18 protein-coding genes and 1 pseudogene are annotated in these 15538 nt (G+C 46.1%); 17 read left to right on the top strand and 2 right to left on the bottom strand.

Going from position 1 to position 15538, the window contains the following annotated elements; translation table 11 throughout:
• Positions 1-80: 80 nt before the first annotated feature.
• The 14 genes and pseudogenes from AC3WT9_RS06780 to AC3WT9_RS06715 all read left to right on the top strand — a co-directional run bounded on the left by AC3WT9_RS06780 (position 81) and on the right by AC3WT9_RS06715 (position 10973).
• On the top strand, positions 81-698 hold the full coding sequence (locus AC3WT9_RS06780) for an RNA-guided endonuclease TnpB family protein (protein ID WP_341378463.1): 618 nt from the start codon (positions 81-83) through the stop codon (positions 696-698).
• Entirely contained in the window at positions 614-1075 is a 462-nt protein-coding gene (locus AC3WT9_RS06775; RefSeq protein ID WP_341378464.1) for an RNA-guided endonuclease TnpB family protein, read from the top strand. Before AC3WT9_RS06780 ends, AC3WT9_RS06775 begins: the two co-directional genes overlap by 85 nt.
• A gap of 149 nt (positions 1076-1224) precedes the next feature.
• Positions 1225-1881 carry a uridine kinase family protein gene (locus tag AC3WT9_RS06770; RefSeq protein WP_341378465.1) on the top strand — a complete coding sequence of 219 codons (657 nt, stop codon included), beginning with the start codon at positions 1225-1227 and terminating at the stop codon, positions 1879-1881.
• A 94-nt stretch (positions 1882-1975) separates the two neighbouring features.
• Complete coding sequence (locus tag AC3WT9_RS06765; protein ID WP_341092858.1) at positions 1976-2257, top strand: hypothetical protein; 282 nt, start codon at positions 1976-1978, stop codon at positions 2255-2257.
• Between the two features lie 32 nt (positions 2258-2289).
• Positions 2290-2368, top strand: a pseudogene (locus AC3WT9_RS06760) (phosphotransferase-like protein); the annotation flags it as partial.
• Positions 2369-2577: 209 nt separating this feature from the next.
• A complete protein-coding gene (locus AC3WT9_RS06755; protein ID WP_341092860.1) occupies positions 2578-3357 on the top strand; it encodes a CPBP family intramembrane glutamic endopeptidase in 780 nt (259 codons plus the stop codon).
• 31 nt (positions 3358-3388) lie between these two features.
• Positions 3389-4549, top strand: a complete 1161-nt coding sequence (locus tag AC3WT9_RS06750) for a sensor histidine kinase (RefSeq protein ID WP_341092861.1) — start codon at positions 3389-3391, stop codon at positions 4547-4549.
• The gene (locus AC3WT9_RS06745) at positions 4549-5205 is read left to right on the top strand and encodes a response regulator (protein WP_341092862.1); all 657 of its coding nucleotides are present in this window, start codon (positions 4549-4551) and stop codon (positions 5203-5205) included. Before AC3WT9_RS06750 ends, AC3WT9_RS06745 begins: the two co-directional genes overlap by 1 nt.
• Before the next feature lie 116 nt (positions 5206-5321).
• On the top strand, positions 5322-5891 hold the full coding sequence (locus tag AC3WT9_RS06740; RefSeq protein WP_341092863.1) for a TetR/AcrR family transcriptional regulator: 570 nt from the start codon (positions 5322-5324) through the stop codon (positions 5889-5891).
• Positions 5892-5952: 61 nt separating this feature from the next.
• Positions 5953-7407 carry a DHA2 family efflux MFS transporter permease subunit gene (locus AC3WT9_RS06735; protein ID WP_341380367.1) on the top strand — a complete coding sequence of 485 codons (1455 nt, stop codon included), beginning with the start codon at positions 5953-5955 and terminating at the stop codon, positions 7405-7407.
• Between the two features lie 164 nt (positions 7408-7571).
• Positions 7572-7904 carry a PadR family transcriptional regulator gene (locus tag AC3WT9_RS06730; protein ID WP_341092864.1) on the top strand — a complete coding sequence of 111 codons (333 nt, stop codon included), beginning with the start codon at positions 7572-7574 and terminating at the stop codon, positions 7902-7904.
• Positions 7904-9241 (top strand): FtsW/RodA/SpoVE family cell cycle protein, encoded by a 1338-nt coding sequence (locus AC3WT9_RS06725; protein ID WP_341378466.1) that lies wholly within the window; start codon positions 7904-7906, stop codon positions 9239-9241. The genes AC3WT9_RS06730 and AC3WT9_RS06725 overlap by 1 nt, the downstream gene beginning before the upstream one ends.
• Positions 9238-10179, top strand: coding sequence for a hypothetical protein (locus AC3WT9_RS06720; RefSeq protein WP_492407520.1), 942 nt, complete (start codon positions 9238-9240; stop codon positions 10177-10179). Before AC3WT9_RS06725 ends, AC3WT9_RS06720 begins: the two co-directional genes overlap by 4 nt.
• Positions 10180-10205: 26 nt before the next feature.
• A complete protein-coding gene (locus AC3WT9_RS06715; RefSeq protein WP_341378468.1) occupies positions 10206-10973 on the top strand; it encodes a M15 family metallopeptidase in 768 nt (255 codons plus the stop codon).
• Positions 10974-11011: 38 nt separating this feature from the next.
• Here AC3WT9_RS06715 and AC3WT9_RS06710 read toward each other — a convergent pair whose 3' ends face one another.
• A complete protein-coding gene (locus AC3WT9_RS06710; protein ID WP_341378469.1) occupies positions 11012-11914 on the bottom strand; it encodes a DMT family transporter in 903 nt (300 codons plus the stop codon).
• A 126-nt stretch (positions 11915-12040) separates the two neighbouring features.
• Between AC3WT9_RS06710 and AC3WT9_RS06705 the strand changes: the two genes are divergently transcribed.
• The 3 genes from AC3WT9_RS06705 to AC3WT9_RS06695 all read left to right on the top strand — a co-directional run bounded on the left by AC3WT9_RS06705 (position 12041) and on the right by AC3WT9_RS06695 (position 14592).
• Complete coding sequence (locus AC3WT9_RS06705; RefSeq protein WP_341378470.1) at positions 12041-12919, top strand: LysR family transcriptional regulator; 879 nt, start codon at positions 12041-12043, stop codon at positions 12917-12919.
• Between the two features lie 133 nt (positions 12920-13052).
• Complete coding sequence (locus AC3WT9_RS06700) at positions 13053-13289, top strand: hypothetical protein (RefSeq protein WP_492407519.1); 237 nt, start codon at positions 13053-13055, stop codon at positions 13287-13289.
• Positions 13290-13431: 142 nt separating this feature from the next.
• On the top strand, positions 13432-14592 hold the full coding sequence (locus AC3WT9_RS06695) for a Gfo/Idh/MocA family protein (protein ID WP_341092875.1): 1161 nt from the start codon (positions 13432-13434) through the stop codon (positions 14590-14592).
• Positions 14593-14628: 36 nt separating this feature from the next.
• Here the strand turns inward: AC3WT9_RS06695 and AC3WT9_RS06690 are convergent, their stop codons facing one another.
• Positions 14629-15516 carry a helix-turn-helix transcriptional regulator gene (locus AC3WT9_RS06690; protein ID WP_341378474.1) on the bottom strand — a complete coding sequence of 296 codons (888 nt, stop codon included), beginning with the start codon at positions 15514-15516 and terminating at the stop codon, positions 14629-14631.
• Between the last annotated feature and the right edge of the window lie 22 nt (positions 15517-15538).

Below are 15538 nucleotides of genomic sequence, written 5' to 3'. Positions count from 1 at the left end.
AGATGAATCGGCGGTTTTCAACTATTCAGCGAACATATGTGCTATATTGTGAGAAAATACTACAAAAGGGGGTGTCGCACATGATCGTTCATCAAGCCTATAAATACCGCATCTACCCGAATACCGAGCAACAGCAACTCATTCGTCGAATGTTTGGCTGTTGCCGCTTTGTATTCAATCATTTCCTGGAAGAGTGGAACCAAACCTATGCCGAGACAGGCAAAGGCTTGTCCTATCAGACCTGTGCGACACAGCTCCCCGTCCTAAAAACACAATATGACTGGCTCAAAGAAGTCGATAGCATTGCTTTACAGTCTGCCGTTCGGCATGTGGCAGATAGCTTTGACCGCTTTTTCAAAAAGCAAAATCAAGCGCCTCGCTTCAAAAGCCGGAAGCATCCAGTACAAAGCTACACCACGAAATTCACGAACGGAAATATCGCCATTGAAGGCAACCGATTGAAGCTTCCTAAGCTCGGCTGGATGCGTTTCGCCAACTCCCGGAAGCTGGAGGGTCGCATACTGTCCGCTACGGTACGGCAAAACGCCAGCGATAAGTATTTTGTCAAGCAGATGCACATATCGGCATTGACTTGGGGCTTAAGGAATACGCTGTGTGCTCAAGCGGGGAGCATTTTGCCAACCCCAGGTTTTACCGTCAATACGAGAAAAAGCTTGCGCTGTGGCAGCGGCGTTTGACGAGACGCACACCAGGGGGCTCCAACTGGAAGAAAGCCAAGCAACACATTGCCCGTATTCACGAACACACTGCAAATTCCCGGAACGATTTTCTCCACAAGATGACAACGAAGCTGATCCGTGAGTGCCAAACGATCAGCATCGAACATCTGCGTGTGGCGAAAATGATTCAAAATCCCAAACTCTCCAAGTCCATCGCAGATGCGTCCTGGGGCGAATGGATGCGTCAGCTGACGTATAAAGCATCCTGGTATGGACGAACCCATCCACCCCTCCAAGCGTCAGCTAAGTGGTGGAGATTCAATTCGTCGCATTATGTCGCATTATTATATGAAATATATCGATCAGGGTGCATTAAAACTAGCTCGGAAAGTTGAAAAAAAGATGACCGCATAACCCAAAAAAGCGTAGTGTTGAAACCAACAACTCTGCGCTTTTTTTGTGCAAATTACCTACTTTTGTATGGAAACTGCCTTATAATTAAAAAATAATGAACATCAATTAATAGAATAAAATGGGGGTAAATATGGATCAGGTATTACATAAGATAGCCAATTTGATTAACGGTGAGGTTAAAAGAGTCATCATTGGGATTTCGGGTCATGGTGCATCTGGAAAGACAACGTTTGCCCATAATTTTTTAAAGCTTCTGGAACATGATGATGTGAATTATATTAATACTGACCCCTATATTATCAGCTCTCAGCTTAGGAAATACACTTTTATCGACTATGAATATAACAATGAACATCATCATGAAAAAATGACTGCTTGTCACCCTGCTGCTCATAATATATTCGCTTTAGAGAGAGACATTCATATGTTAAGAGATGGTTTAGATTTTTATACGATAGGCACGAATTATACAAAGAGTACGTTAATATCTTCACACAACAAAATAAATATAGTGGAAGGCATGAGTGTAGCCTTTACAGACCCAAATTTGTATGACCTGAAAGTTTACTTATATACGGATGGAGAAACCGAGTTGATGAGAAGGAGTATACGTGATGTTTCTGAAAGAGGAACAGATATTAATTATTTAAGAAAATCGCATGAAGAGCGTAGAATTCAATATGATTTATTTATGCACCCGTATCATCAAAAATTTGATGTAGTTTTAAAAAATTCCAATCAAGAGTATATTCTTGAAAAAGGCTGTTTTAATTTAAAATGGAAATAAAGAGAGATTGGAAATTGAGATTATATGGAAAGTCGACATAAATAATGCATGCTACAAATGGGTGAAAAGAGGTACTGATAACAAGGAGGTCACTATGAAAAAACCATTATTTCGAGCACTAATTGTAGGACTAATATTTGTATTTGTTTATTATGCTATTCAATTTATTCAAGGGGTGTATCTTACAATGAACTCTGTTCCAGATATTGTAGATAAGTACAAATCGCTTGATTATCTACAACGTGAAATCGCATTTGGAAATGCATATAGTCCAATGTGGAGAATGATAGAAGTCACTGTTTTGATGCTACTTGGAATAGTTGTTTATTATATAGGGAAGTTATTGAGAAGGACTAGCCCTAAGAGGCGTAAGTAAGTACATTGCAACTAATAAGGGGTATAAACAGGATGAGCAAAGGTAGAATCGTATTTTTAAACGGTGTTACGAGTTCTGGGAAAACATCTATAGTAGATGCATTACAGTTAAAATCGCACAGTAAGCACATCATTTTAAGACCCTCTTTCCTTCGGGATTGAGGTTTTTTTTTGCTAATAACTGAACGACGAAAGCACCGTCCAATTGTGGGGAGAACTTCCTTCTTTCGGATGGTTTATGACGATCGTCACTTATCATATGACGGTCTTCTTAAATATATTTACTACGGGAAATAAATTAGTCAAGAAGGAGCGGGAAGGTTGAATAACGAAATAGAAATCAAGCAGTATAGTGTTGGAAAAATATTGGGTTTATGGGCTTTAGTCACGTTGCCAATGTTCTTTATTCGATTCGGACTGATGCCGTTTCTGGTGCCAATCGTCAGTTTTCATCCGCTTATTGTCTTTTGGATGCTTATGATTGTCGGCATGATCTGGCAGTTTGTACTATCTGTCATCATCTTGAAAAAAGAACTGGGCAGTTTAAGCTGGGAGAAGCTGAAAAAAAGACTGTGGCTGAATCATCCGGTTCATCCGAAAAAATTTAAAGTTTACAAAGTCGCTTATACATTTACGCTTCCAATCATCCTATACGCTTTTTTCTTTGAAAACTCAGGTATGTTCCAGTTTGTAGGAGAAGCGCTCAACCGGATTTTCCCGTTTATGGCTCCTCAGGAGTATACAAAGATACAAAATCTGATGGCTCCTGAATTTGTCGGTGCCTGGTATCTGCTCGGTATTGCGCTTGTCAGTTGTTTGTTTAATTATTTACTGGGAGAAGAGTTGTTCTTCCGTGGCATTCTGCTGCCGCAGATGAAGGGAGCCTTTGGAAGATGGGATTGGGCCATGAACGGCGTTTTGTTCGCTTTTTACCACCTGCATAAAATAACAGATATCCCTATGATTCTCATCGGATCGATTTTTTTCGGCTTTTTAAATGTCAGATATCGCAGCTTTTGGCCATCCGTCATTATTCATGGGGTGGAAGCCATACCAGTGCTTGTAGGCGTTATTGCGGCCATTCTAGGAATCATGCTGTGAAGTGAGCGATTTCTAAAGGATGTGTGGTTTCATGAATATTTCAACAGTTCATACCCTAAGCAATACGAAAGTATCGAGATTATTTTTCTATGGACTGGCATGCTCTTACGTGGTCCTGCTATTGCTTTACTTTGTTTTATCTCTATATAAAGGCTTTGCGGTGGTTACGATCCTGATCGCGCTTTATTTCTTAAGACACTCGAAACGAGTGTTAAATCATCCCGAGTATCATCCCATTGTAGCCATATCCCCGATTGTCGAAATCGTTCTCCTCTTTCTTCTATTCCTGGGAAGCAGAACAGAAATCGAGAGTATCGTATTTGTTCTCTTTATTGCGGATCTTCTCTTGAACTACAAGTCGTGGTACGCTTTTCCGTTTGCCTATGGCGGATATTTAGCCTACATTTTTTTGTGGTCACCAGGCGGAGAAGATTTATGGCGGAATATGTTCCATATATTGAGCTATTCGTTTTTGGTAATACCAATCTGGAGCACCAAGCTGCTGCTCAATCAAAGGGATATGAACCTTCGATTAAACGAATCGTTGATCCAGGAAGCTAAAACGAGAGAAGAGGTGGCCGCATTAAAAGAGAGAACGAGGATTGCGGAAGAGGTTCATGATACGGTGGGACACACGTTAACTACAGCGATCGTCGCCCTTGAGGGAGCCCAACTGCTCTTCGATAGAAAACCGGAGGAATCTCTTCGGAAGATCCTCATCGCACGCGAGCAGCTGAAGCAAGGGCTCGGTAATATCCGTCAGGTTGTCAAAACATTAAAAGCAAAGGAAGGGACTATTGGCGACTTGGGGCTTAAGGAAGGAATACAGAAGATCATGACCGATACGGAGAAGCAGACGGGCGTTCAATTTATTTTGCATTACGAGGAGGTCACCCATCTAATCTCTATTCAGAAGTATGTTATGATCAACTTCATAAAGGAATCGATCACCAATGCGCTAAAACATGGCAAAGCAAGTGCAATGGAGATCTCTGTCCTTGAGCAGCAAGATACGATTCATATTAGGGTAAAGGACAATGGAATCGGCAGCGATTCATTCATATATGGGTTTGGTCTGAAAACGATGGAAGAAAGAATTGAGGCCATTGGAGGTCAATTAACTGTGCAAAGTGAGCCTATGAAGGGATTTGCACTCCATGTCCGGATGCCTGTTGCAAGGGGGGACGGTTAATGGATAGCGATCGCAAAATCAGCGTCATGCTTGTGGATGATCATAAAATTATGCTTGAAGGTCTGGAAACTTTGCTTTCGATAAGATCGGAGATAGAGATCGTTGGGACGGCTCAAACCGGCGAAGAAGCGCTTGAACGGCTTCACTCGGTTGTTCCGGATGTCATCCTGATGGACATCCGTATGCCGGGTATGGGAGGCGTAAAGGCAACCGAAGCCATTAAGGAGCTTCACCCGCATGTGATCATACTCATCTTAACGACCTTCGACGATGATGAGTATATTATAGAGGCTTTATGCAATGGAGCTTCCGGTTATTTGCTTAAAGACATTGATGGAGAAAAGCTTGTTCAATCCATCGATGAAGCGCTTTCCGGAAATGTGCTGCTTACTGGTAAAGTGGCAAAAAAGCTTGCTCTCACGATCCGCAATAAGAACAGGGGGTTTGAAAAAGCAGGTAAGGAACTTGAGCTAACGCAAAAAGAACTTGACCTTGCAAGGCTGCTTATTGAAGGGTATAACTCAAAGGAAATTGCCGGAAAATTATTTTTGACTCAAGGAACGGTAAAGAACTATTTAAGTGACATTTATTCCAAGATCGGTACCAATGACCGGGCTAAAGCAGTCTTGTTATTAAAAAGATATTTATCAACATGAGAGAGTGGAGGCACCGTAAAGTTTAATTTTAAAATAATTTCGCGTTGACATTTAGGCCTCTTCCGTGGTTTTATTATGTAGACCGATTGTTATAAAAGTAAAAGGAAGTGTAGAGCTTGTCGAACAAGCACAATGCACGAGAGGCGATTGTGAACACCGCTTCAAGGTTGTTTTTCACCCAAGGCTATCATGCCACCGGGCTAAGTCAGATCATTAAAGACAGCGAATCGCCGAAGGGATCGCTATATTATTATTTTCCCCATGGCAAAGAGGAGCTGGCCTTGACCTGCATTAACCGGACCAGTGAGATCGTTGCTAAGCAGCTGCGTCATTATGTGGAGAATGGCAAAAGTGCGGCAATCGCGATTCAAGATTTTATTCTGGAAATGGCTGCTGCTGCTGAGAGCTCAACCTTTAAAGGTGTTGTTCCGTTCAGCTTCTGGCTATCTGTAGAAACCTCCTGCGTCAGCGAGGAGCTGCGGACGGCATGCCAAGCCGTATTTAACGACTGGCAGGACGTCGTCATGCAACGGCTGCTTGCTGAGGGTAAAGATCAACAAATGGCAGCCGATAAAGCTTCCGTTGTGATCTCATTGTTTGAAGGTGCACTGCACCAGACGTTGACACACCGCAATACACAGCCGCTGCTTGCTGCTGCTAGAGCTATACCAGCCATACTGGATTGACAAGAAAGCATATAGAGAGAAAACTATACATTTTCAGGAGGATACAAGAGTGGAAGCAACGATGCAAGGAAAGAAGCAAACCCCAGAAAGAAAGTTCAAGACAATTCCGATCCTCGTGTCCTTATTGCTCGCCGGATTTATCGGCATGTTCAGTGAGACTGCGTTGAACGTGGCGTTGACGGATTTAATGCAGGTTCTGAATATCACACCTACAACGGCTCAATGGCTGACAACAGCTTACTTGCTGACACTCGGAATTCTCGTTCCGATTTCAGGCCTGCTGCTGCAATGGTTCACAACAAGACAGTTGTTTATCGCTGCAGTAAGCTTCTCAATTCTGGGAACCTTCCTGGCTGCCATTTCGCCAAGTTTTGAGTTTCTGCTTACGGCACGCGTCGTTCAAGCGATGGGAACTGCACTGCTCCTGCCGCTGATGTTCAATACGATTCTGCTCATCATCCCTGCCGAGAAAAGAGGGGGCGCGATGGGATTGATAGGACTCGTGATCATGGTTGCTCCAGCAATCGGCCCAACCATTGCCGGACTATTGATTGAGAGCTTAAGCTGGCACTGGATTTTCTGGCTGTCGCTGCCGTTCCTGGTTGCTGCACTGATCTTCGGAATTCTGTTTATGCAGAACGTTTCTGAAGTGACGAAGCCGAAAATTGATGCACTTTCCATTCTGCTGTCTTCGTTAGGTTTTGGAGGCATTGTCTACGGATTCAGCAGTGCCGGTGAAGAAGCGGGCTGGGGAAGCCCGAAAGTTATTATTGCCATCGCTATCGGTGTAGTAGCACTCGTGCTGTTCGCTGTTCGCCAATTAACGATGAAGCAGCCGATGATTAATCTGCGTGCATTCAAATATCCTATGTTTACAGTCGGCGTGCTTATGGTCTTCATCTGTATGATGGTTATCCTTTCATCCATGCTGATTCTTCCGATGTATCTGCAGCAAGGCCAAGGTTATACTGCCTTTAAAGCCGGCCTGCTCCTGCTTCCTGGCGGAATTATTAATGGTCTGATGTCGCCGATCATGGGACGCTTGTTCGATAAATATGGACCTAAGTGGCTCGTGATTCCAGGGTTGGTCCTTGTAGCGGTATCCCTGTGGTTCTTCTCCAGTATCACTCCAACATCCACCGTTGTGTTCGTTATCGTGCTTCATAGTGCGCTGATGATCGGGATTTCGATGATTATGATGCCTGCCCAGACGAACGGGATTAACCAGCTGCCGCTGCAATATTATCCCGATGGAACTGCCATTATGAATACACTTCAGCAGGTAGCCGGTGCAATCGGTACTGCCTTGGCAGTCAGCATCATGACCGCTGGCTCGAAGAGCTTCATGAAGACCGTAACTAATCCAGCCGATCCTATCAATATTGTTCCGGCATTTACACATGGGGTTCAGAACGCCTTTATCTTCGGAATGATTATGGCTATTGTTGGACTGGTTGTCGCCTTCTTCCTGAAACGTGTCATTGTACAGCACAAAGCACAAGGCATGATGCACTAATAAGAACATTTGCAGTTTTAGAAGCACATCCGCAGCGCGGGTGTGCTTTTTCCATATGCTGGACGTTATTTGTAAAATAAAGTATAGTATACATAGAATAACGATGTATTGAGAAACGGTGTCAGACTTTGGTCTATTTGAATCCTGAAGGGAGTGTTAACAAAATGAAAGTCAGCAAAGAAATGCTGAAGGGCAGCACAGGGACATTGATACTAACGCTGCTGCTGGACAAGCCGCAGTACGGATATGAACTGATCAGGGAGCTGGAGCAACGTTCGGAAGGTGTGTTTTCTTTAAAAGAAGGCACACTGTATCCCATTCTCCATGCGATGGAAAGTGAGCGCTGGGTAGAGTCTTACTGGGTGGAGGTTGAGGGGCGGAAGCGCAAATATTACCGGATATTGAAGGAAGGCGCGGAGGAGCTGAAGGAGAAACAGTCCGAGTGGCGCTTATTTAAAAAAGCGGTGGATACTGTACTTGGGGAGGGTGGAGCATAGTGGAGTCGAAAAGTGGGCTGGAGCAGTATTTGGACAACGTATGCGGTGAAGTCAAAGCCAAGAAAATGCATGCCGAGATCCGCAGCGAGCTTAGCGGTCATTTGGAGGATCTGATGCTTGAGCAGGAAAGTCTTGGTGCATCCCAAGCAGAAGCAGAAGTTTTGGCGATTGCGCAAATGGGTGATCCAAAAGCTGTGGGAAAGGATCTTCATCATATTCATAAACCAAAAACTCCATGGGGTTTGCTGGGAGCTTTGCTGTTGTTCTCTGTGATTGGATTGCTGGGGATGAGCTCATTGGAAGCAAGCTTTATGAACAACCCGAGAGTTCCTGCAAGCTTTCTGCCGAAGCAATTTAGCTTTATGTTGATCGGGATTGCTTTAATGACTGCCTGCTATTTCATCAATTTCCGCAGGCTTCAAAAGCTGTCCTGGCTGCTGTACATCTTTTCAATAGCAGGGATAATCGCAAGTTTGAAATGGGGCCTCTATGTGAACGGGAGCCGGACTTATTTTTTGGTTTTTGGGGGAATCGTGCTCAACCTGGTCTCCTATAGTCCATATATTGTGCTGGTTGCGCTGGCAGGCATCTTCTCAAAATTTAAAGCGGATGGCAAGCTGGGAACTAAGCGGAATTTGCTCCCGGAGTTAGTTATTCTCCTTGGACCGGCGGCGGCCTACATCATTGCTGGCCCCATACCAGTGTTGTTGCTGTATTTGGCCTGTTCTCTGATATTGTATACTTGGCTTTCCGGGGCCTGGTTGCGTTCGACGTTGATCGGTGGTTTTTTTCTAGCGGCGGGCCTCCGGTATGCGTGGAATAATCAACAGATGAGAGACCGGATTCTGGGTGCAATCAATTACAATATCAATCCGGAGTCCAGTGGTTTTGTCTATCAGACCCTGAATGAGGTAATTGCATCAGCAGGCTGGAGCGGACATGGCTTCGGTGCTGAATTCGAGAGGCTGTCCTATGCATATTCAGATATGCTTCCTGCTTATCTGGTATACTGCTTCGGCTGGGGCGGCGGGCTGGTGCTGCTGGGTATAACTCTTTGGTTTTTAATCAAGCTCTTCTCTTCAATTCAGGCAGTGAAAGATGATTATGGCAAGAGTGTTATTATTGCTCTATCACTCATACTTGCTATGGGACTGTTCTACGGTCTGCTGGTGCTAAGCGGCAAAATAATTCTGACCAGCATTCCATTTCCGTTCATGAGCTATGGCGGCCATGTTCTCATTGAATATGCGGCGCTTGGACTGCTTATGGGCATCTACCGGCGCAAGGATATCACTCCTGCTGAACATGAATCACGTACTATACGGGGGGCATTATGACACAGAAGAGCCAATTCGGTTCACATTGGAATAGAAAGATCCTGCTCAGCTTATCCATTCTTCTGGGTGCGGCGGCAGGATACTCAGCATTCGTAGCTCAGCCTGCTTACGCCGCTGGTACACAGCAATCCGCAGCCGTTTACAAACAATTCCAGACGTATGTACAGCAGTCTTCCACACTCGCTAAGGCGCGCAGCTATCTCATCAATCATATTGACGAAGCCGGGCTTTGGTATGCTACCCAAATGACTTTGCAGTTAGAAAATGCGCAGAAAGCAGAATTGCCAAAATATAGGGGGAAGTTAGAAGCGGAGGCCGTTCGGCAGGCGATTGACGCAGCAGTTCGGAAAAATGGACTTACCTATGCCTCCTTGCTAAACAACATTAAAGATCCCAAGATACGTGCAGTACTAATTGAAGGACGAGATAACGGGTATATAATCAGAACCAGTGAAGGCATGTACTATCCGGCAATGAATTATGAAAGCTATAAGGCATTTAAGCCTTATATAAAGACTGACATAGGAACATATTTAGATATGATGGCAGCAGAATCGAACAGGCCTAGTTTCAAGGAGGCTGCAATCATAATTAGCTGGAATGAGCTTTTGGCGAGGACACTTGTAATGGAAGAATTCGTTAGCAGGTATCCGCTCTCTGACAGGCTTGAAGCGGTCAAACTTGCACTGTGGAGTAAAAAAGTAAATCTGTTCATTGGCTCCGGCAATTCACCTGCGTATGATTATATCGAGGAGGGGGGGCCGGTTATTATTAACTCTGAACTCCGGCAAGCTTATGAAGCTGCAATTCTGACCGGCAGCGGAGACAGCGAACTTCTCAGAACCATAGAGGAGCTGCTTGCACTGCTCGACCGCAATAACAATGAGTTTACTCCTGATGTTCAAAAGTTTATCAATACGTACTTGGACCCGAACTAGGGGAAGGAAGGAGCTCTATCTTAATTATGAAGCAGCATAGGACAGGCAAAAGGCTGACGGTGATCATGCTCTTGCTGATCTTGGGGATGACCTCAGGCAACACCGAAAGCTCTGCAACAGCGGCAGGTGAACCCGGACAGAAGGCAGGCGCATCAGCACAGCAAGTTAGCACCCAGAAGAAGAACCTGCCCAATGGTTTTGTTTATCTGGATGAGATCATTCCAACCGCACAATATGAAATTCGTTATTATAGCGGTAATAATTTTACCGGTACACGGATTGACGGGTACAAAGCTCCTCTGGCGATCTTCTCGAAAACGGCGGCGACGGCATTGAAGAAGGTTAGTGACGATTTGGAGCGAAAAGGATACATTCTTAGAATATATGACGCTTACCGCCCGCAAAAAGCAGTTAATCATTTTGTCCGCTGGTCGCAGGATGCCGGAGACATTAAGATGAAGCTGCAGTATTATCCGAAGCTGGACAAACAAAATCTCTTCAAGCTTGGTTTTATCGCCAAAAAGTCGGGACATTCCAGAGGCAGCACGGTTGATCTGTCTCTCGCCGTCAAAAAAACGGGTGCCCTGGTCGATATGGGCAGCCCGTATGATTTTTTCGGCGAGATCTCCTATTATAATACTTCACTGGTCAGCGCCGAGCAGCATGCCAACCGCAAGCTTTTGAAAGATGCTATGGTGAAGCATGGGTTTAAGCCGTACAGCAAAGAGTGGTGGCATTTTACGCTGATTAAAGAGCCTTTTCCGAAACAGTACTTTACCTTTAATGTAGAATAACAAGCATGCTACGCAAAGCCTCCATAGCCATGACTGTTTCACAAATCCGCCCTGCGTTTTCCCGGCATTCGGTTCATGCTGGCGTTCAGCGGCATTTTTCCCAGCAGTTCGGAGGCGACGATCCCCAGCAGCACTAGCGCTGCCCCGGTGTAACCTTGCATGGACAGCTGTTCCCCGGCAAACCAGAAGCCGAAAAAGGCAGCAAACACAGGCTCGAGGGAGAAGATCAGGCCGGTACGTGTCGGGGTAGTGTACTTCTGGGCTACCGGCTGTAAGATAAAGCCGCAGGCGCTGCAGAGAATGCCAAGCGCAAGAATGGCAATCCAGCCTGGCATGGAAGACGGCAATGACGGTGTCTCGAAGACAGCAGACAGCACAAGGGCGTACCCACCGGCAAAACCTAACTGCAAAATGCCGATATTCAAGGAGTCGCAGGTTTTTACCGCTTTGCCTGTGACCAGGATCTGTACAGCATAAAATACTGCTGACAGGATGCACAGCAGGTCACCCGGCTGCACATGCAGCGAGGAATTTAAGGTCAGGAGCCCGATCCCCGAAATGGCCAGCACAGCGCCAAAGATCTGCGGGGGAGCGACTCTTTTTCTGAAAACAAGTACATCAATCAGTGGAACAAAAATAACGGTCAAAGCGACCAGAAATCCGGCATTGGAGGTAGTAGTCGTCTTCAGTCCGAAGGTGATGCAGGTGAATACGACCAGCAGCAGGAATCCGAGCAGTGCTCCATATTTCAGGGTTCTAAGGTCTATTCTGCGTAGACGCTTGTGAAACAAAATGGCCGCCAGCACAAAAGCAAGGCCGAAACGCAGTGCAATCAGATTAAACTCCCCCAGTGTATCCAGTCCCATCTTCATGAAGATGTAGGAGGAACCCCAGAACATCGTTACTACAATGAGCATTAGCTCAGCCTTAAGCGGCTTCATCTCGTCATCATCCTTCTTTACGTCAAGTGATTATAGTATAATATGGCTTATTACATAAGGTAACTGAATGTTTATCATAGGAAGCATGAGAAAAATTCATGAAAGTTAAGAAGGGGGACGGAGTCCTTGAGCATCACTAAATATGAGGTGTTTCTGAAGGTTGTGGAGCTGGGCAGCCTGACTAAAGCTGCTGATGTTCTGGGCTTTACCCAGTCCGGGATCAGTCATACCATCAGCAGTCTAGAGATGGAATTCGGCTTTTCGCTGCTGGTAAGAAACCGCTCGGGGGTCAAATTAACGGTCAACGGTGAGCAGGTAGTGCAGCCTATCCGTGAAATTCTGAAATGGAATGAGCAGTTGAAGCAGCAGGTTGCCGACATTCACGGGCTGGAAACGGGGACGATTACGATTGGCACGTTTACCAGTGTGTCTGTGCATTGGCTGCCGGGGATGATTAAAGAGTTCCGCAAGGAATACCCGTATATTGAATTCAAGCTGATGGAGGGCGGCTATCTGGAGATTGAGCAGTGGATTGAGGCTGGAGTCGTCGACTGCGGTTTTATTTCACTCCCCACCCGGGATAAATATGAGGTGTTTCCCCTGAAACAGGACCGGATGCTGGCCATTCTCTCCCAAGAACATCCCTTGAGCAAAGCACCATATATGCCGCTTGCGCAAATGGCCTATGAGGATTTCATTATCCAGAAGGCCGGATCGGATTATGATGCCAGACGTGTATTTGAGCGGGCGGGAATCCAGCCGAATATCAAATTCACGGCCGGAGATGATTATGCCATCATTGCAATGGTGGAAAATGGTCTCGGCATCAGTGTTCTCCCTGAAATGGTCATCTCGCGCCAGAATCATAATGTAGCTATGCTGGAGCTGGAGGAGCGCAGTTTTCGTTCGCTTGGTATTGCCGTTCATTCTATGAAGTATGCATCACCGGCAACCCGGCGTTTTTTGAAGCATGTACAGGTTTGGCTGAAAGATTATCCGGAGTAACTCAATTGGCTGGAGGTTGAAATGGAAGCAAACTTTGATAGACTGCGCACGCAAGCAATGAACATTGTCGCAATTCCCCAGCATTACCGTTTGGTGATGGAAGACAGCACGCCAACGCGGGATGCTCCAACCGTTGGATGAGCACAGACTTGCCCCGCTTCTAACACCCGAGGTAGCCTTAGAAATCTATAAGCGTTATATAGATGTCAAGCTTAGATGGATTAAGGATTCTAATGCGGAGCGGCCGGTATACCGGCTGATTTACGAACTTGTTACTATTTCACGGTCTGAGCCTTCTTCTGGATTCGTCAACCGTAAATTGAGATACATTGATGCCCGAAGCGGCGAACTGATTTGGGGGAAGTATTAAAGGGCGAAAGGAATTTCAGGTTGACGAATGTGAAACGGCATGAAAGAATGTACGCGTGTACATTAAGCGGTTACAAAGTCATTTGCCACGGAATTCGTCGTTCGTGCTTCATCAAAGAAAAGTGAACCTAAGGAGGAATAAGATGAAACAGCTTCGCATCGGAATGATTGGCTACAAGTTTATGGGCAAAGCCCACAGCAACGCCTACCGCAGCCTTCCCATGTTTTTTCCGCAGACACTGAGACCTGAGATGTCTATGATATGCGGGAGGAATACCGCTGCGGTGCAAGAAGCAGCTTTACAGCTCGGCTGGTCTGATAGTGTGACCGACTGGAAAGAGCTCATCTCCCGCGAGGATATTGATCTCATTGATATCAACGCGCCCAGCAATGCCCATAAGGAAATTGCTCTGGCGGCAGCCAAAGCAGGCAAGCATATTTTCTGCGAAAAGCCGCTGGCGCTGAATCTTGCGGATTCCCGTGAAATGCTGGAGGCTGCGACGGATGCGGGCATCATTCATATGGTGGGCTTCAATTACCGGTTCTCACCGGCAGTCAGGCTGGCGAAGCGGCTGATAGAGAGCGGAAGACTCGGGAAGATCTATCATTTCCGTGCCTGGTTTCTGCAGGACTGGATTATAGATCCGGATTTCCCGCTGGTGTGGAGACTGCAGAAGGAGATTGCCGGTTCCGGCTCGCATGGCGATCTTGGAGCACACTTAATTGATCTTGCCCATTTCCTGGTCGGCGATATGCAGGAAGTAATCGGAATGAGCGAGACCTTTATCAAAGAGCGTCCGCTAGCCGCTGAGATGACCGGCCTAAGTGCGAAGGCAAGCAAAGATGCCCCCAAAGGAGAAGTGACCGTTGACGATGCGACACTGTTTCTGGCCCGGTTTGTAAGTGGTGCTTTGGGCAGCTTTGAAGCTACCCGTTTTGCTGCGGGTCACCGCTCGACCAATTCCTTTGAGATTAACGGCAGTCTGGGCAGCGTGAAATTCGATTTCGAACGGATGAATGAGCTGGAGGTGTACTTAACCTCGGACGACGAGGATGTACAGGGCTTCCGGCGTGTGCTTGCCACCGATCCGGCCCATGATTATGCCGAAGCCTGGTGGCCGCCGGGCCATACCATCGGGTTCGAGCATACGTTTATCCACGAGATGCTGGAGCTCTCCACCGCCATTGCGGAAGGACGCCAGCCGGAGCCAAACTTCCATGACGGAGTAAAATGTCAGGCTGTTCTGGAAGCTGTTGAACGTTCTATTGAACAGAGACGCTGGGTGGAAATATCCGAAATGTAATTATCAATAAAACATCATTATAGATGGAGGAGAGAACTATTTGCGCGCCCCGGAAGGAGTAATCCCTTTGTATTGCTTGTAGAGTTTGGTGAAATAATTGGGGTTGTCGCAGCCCACTCTCCCGGCAATTTCTGTCACACTCAAATCCGAATCCAGCAGCAGACGTTCAGCTTCATGGATCCGGCTTAAGTTCACATAGTCGATAAAGGTGCGTCCGGTCAGCTTTTTGAAGGTTTTGCAGAAGTGATAAGGATTCAGATTGACAAACTTTGCAGCCCATTCAATCGAGATCTTCTCTTCAAAATGAGCTTCCAGATACTCCAGTAGCGGTTTGAAACGTTCGCGGTTAATGGAATTGCGCTCGCTCTGATGCCTCTCTGACAATTGCTGCGGCGGAAAGCTGCGGGACAGCAGGGTAAAGAACAAATGCAATTGGTTCTTCACGACCAGTTGAAAAGCAGGGCCTTTACTGCGCACCTCGGCAATGATGGCTTGCAGCAGGGGATAATAACAGGAGCAAGCCGGGTTCAGATCGGCGGGTTTGACCGGAAACTGAAACCGGTTATTCAAATAGGGTGCTACGAATTGCTCATGCTGGGAGTCCTGGTTTCTGTCTTTGAACAGTGAAGCATGGAACACGATGGATACGTAAGAAATATCTCCGCTGTATAAACTGTAACCGACATGCAAACCGCCTGAAGGCACAATAATCACATCACCCGGCCCGGCTTCATAAGGTTTGCTGTCCACATGAAAGATCGCATGGCCTTCCTGCATCACAATGATTTCGAAATGCTCATGCCAATGCAAGAAAAGGATATTCTGTTCCACTATAGCCTCCCGGCACTCATTAAAAAAAAGGCGGAACGGATAGGTTTTCTCTTCGAGCTGCGGGTATTCCTTAAGCTCCTTCGGATAAGTCATGACTTCTTTCAACTCCCCCAAT

This window comes from Paenibacillus sp. EB106-06-01-XG199, assembly GCF_058791575.1.
Note: the sequence above shows the minus strand (reverse complement) of the source record. Positions and strands in the feature narration are given on the sequence as shown.

Bases quoted from the DNA above. Each gene is read 5' to 3' on its own strand.
- AC3WT9_RS06780 (WP_341378463.1), top strand. From the start codon at position 81: ATGATCGTTCATCAAGCCTATAAATACCGCATCTACCCGAATACCGAG.
- AC3WT9_RS06770 (WP_341378465.1), top strand. From the start codon at position 1,225: ATGGATCAGGTATTACATAAGATAGCCAATTTGATTAACGGTGAGGTT.
- AC3WT9_RS06765 (WP_341092858.1), top strand. From the start codon at position 1,976: ATGAAAAAACCATTATTTCGAGCACTAATTGTAGGACTAATATTTGTA.
- AC3WT9_RS06750 (WP_341092861.1), top strand. From the start codon at position 3,389: ATGAATATTTCAACAGTTCATACCCTAAGCAATACGAAAGTATCGAGA.
- AC3WT9_RS06745 (WP_341092862.1), top strand. From the start codon at position 4,549: ATGGATAGCGATCGCAAAATCAGCGTCATGCTTGTGGATGATCATAAA.
- AC3WT9_RS06735 (WP_341380367.1), top strand. From the start codon at position 5,953: ATGCAAGGAAAGAAGCAAACCCCAGAAAGAAAGTTCAAGACAATTCCG.
- AC3WT9_RS06730 (WP_341092864.1), top strand. From the start codon at position 7,572: ATGAAAGTCAGCAAAGAAATGCTGAAGGGCAGCACAGGGACATTGATA.
- AC3WT9_RS06720 (WP_492407520.1), top strand. From the start codon at position 9,238: ATGACACAGAAGAGCCAATTCGGTTCACATTGGAATAGAAAGATCCTG.
- AC3WT9_RS06715 (WP_341378468.1), top strand. From the start codon at position 10,206: ATGAAGCAGCATAGGACAGGCAAAAGGCTGACGGTGATCATGCTCTTG.
- AC3WT9_RS06710 (WP_341378469.1), bottom strand. From the start codon at position 11,914: ATGAAGCCGCTTAAGGCTGAGCTAATGCTCATTGTAGTAACGATGTTC.
- AC3WT9_RS06695 (WP_341092875.1), top strand. From the start codon at position 13,432: ATGAAACAGCTTCGCATCGGAATGATTGGCTACAAGTTTATGGGCAAA.
- AC3WT9_RS06690 (WP_341378474.1), bottom strand. From the start codon at position 15,516: ATGACTTATCCGAAGGAGCTTAAGGAATACCCGCAGCTCGAAGAGAAA.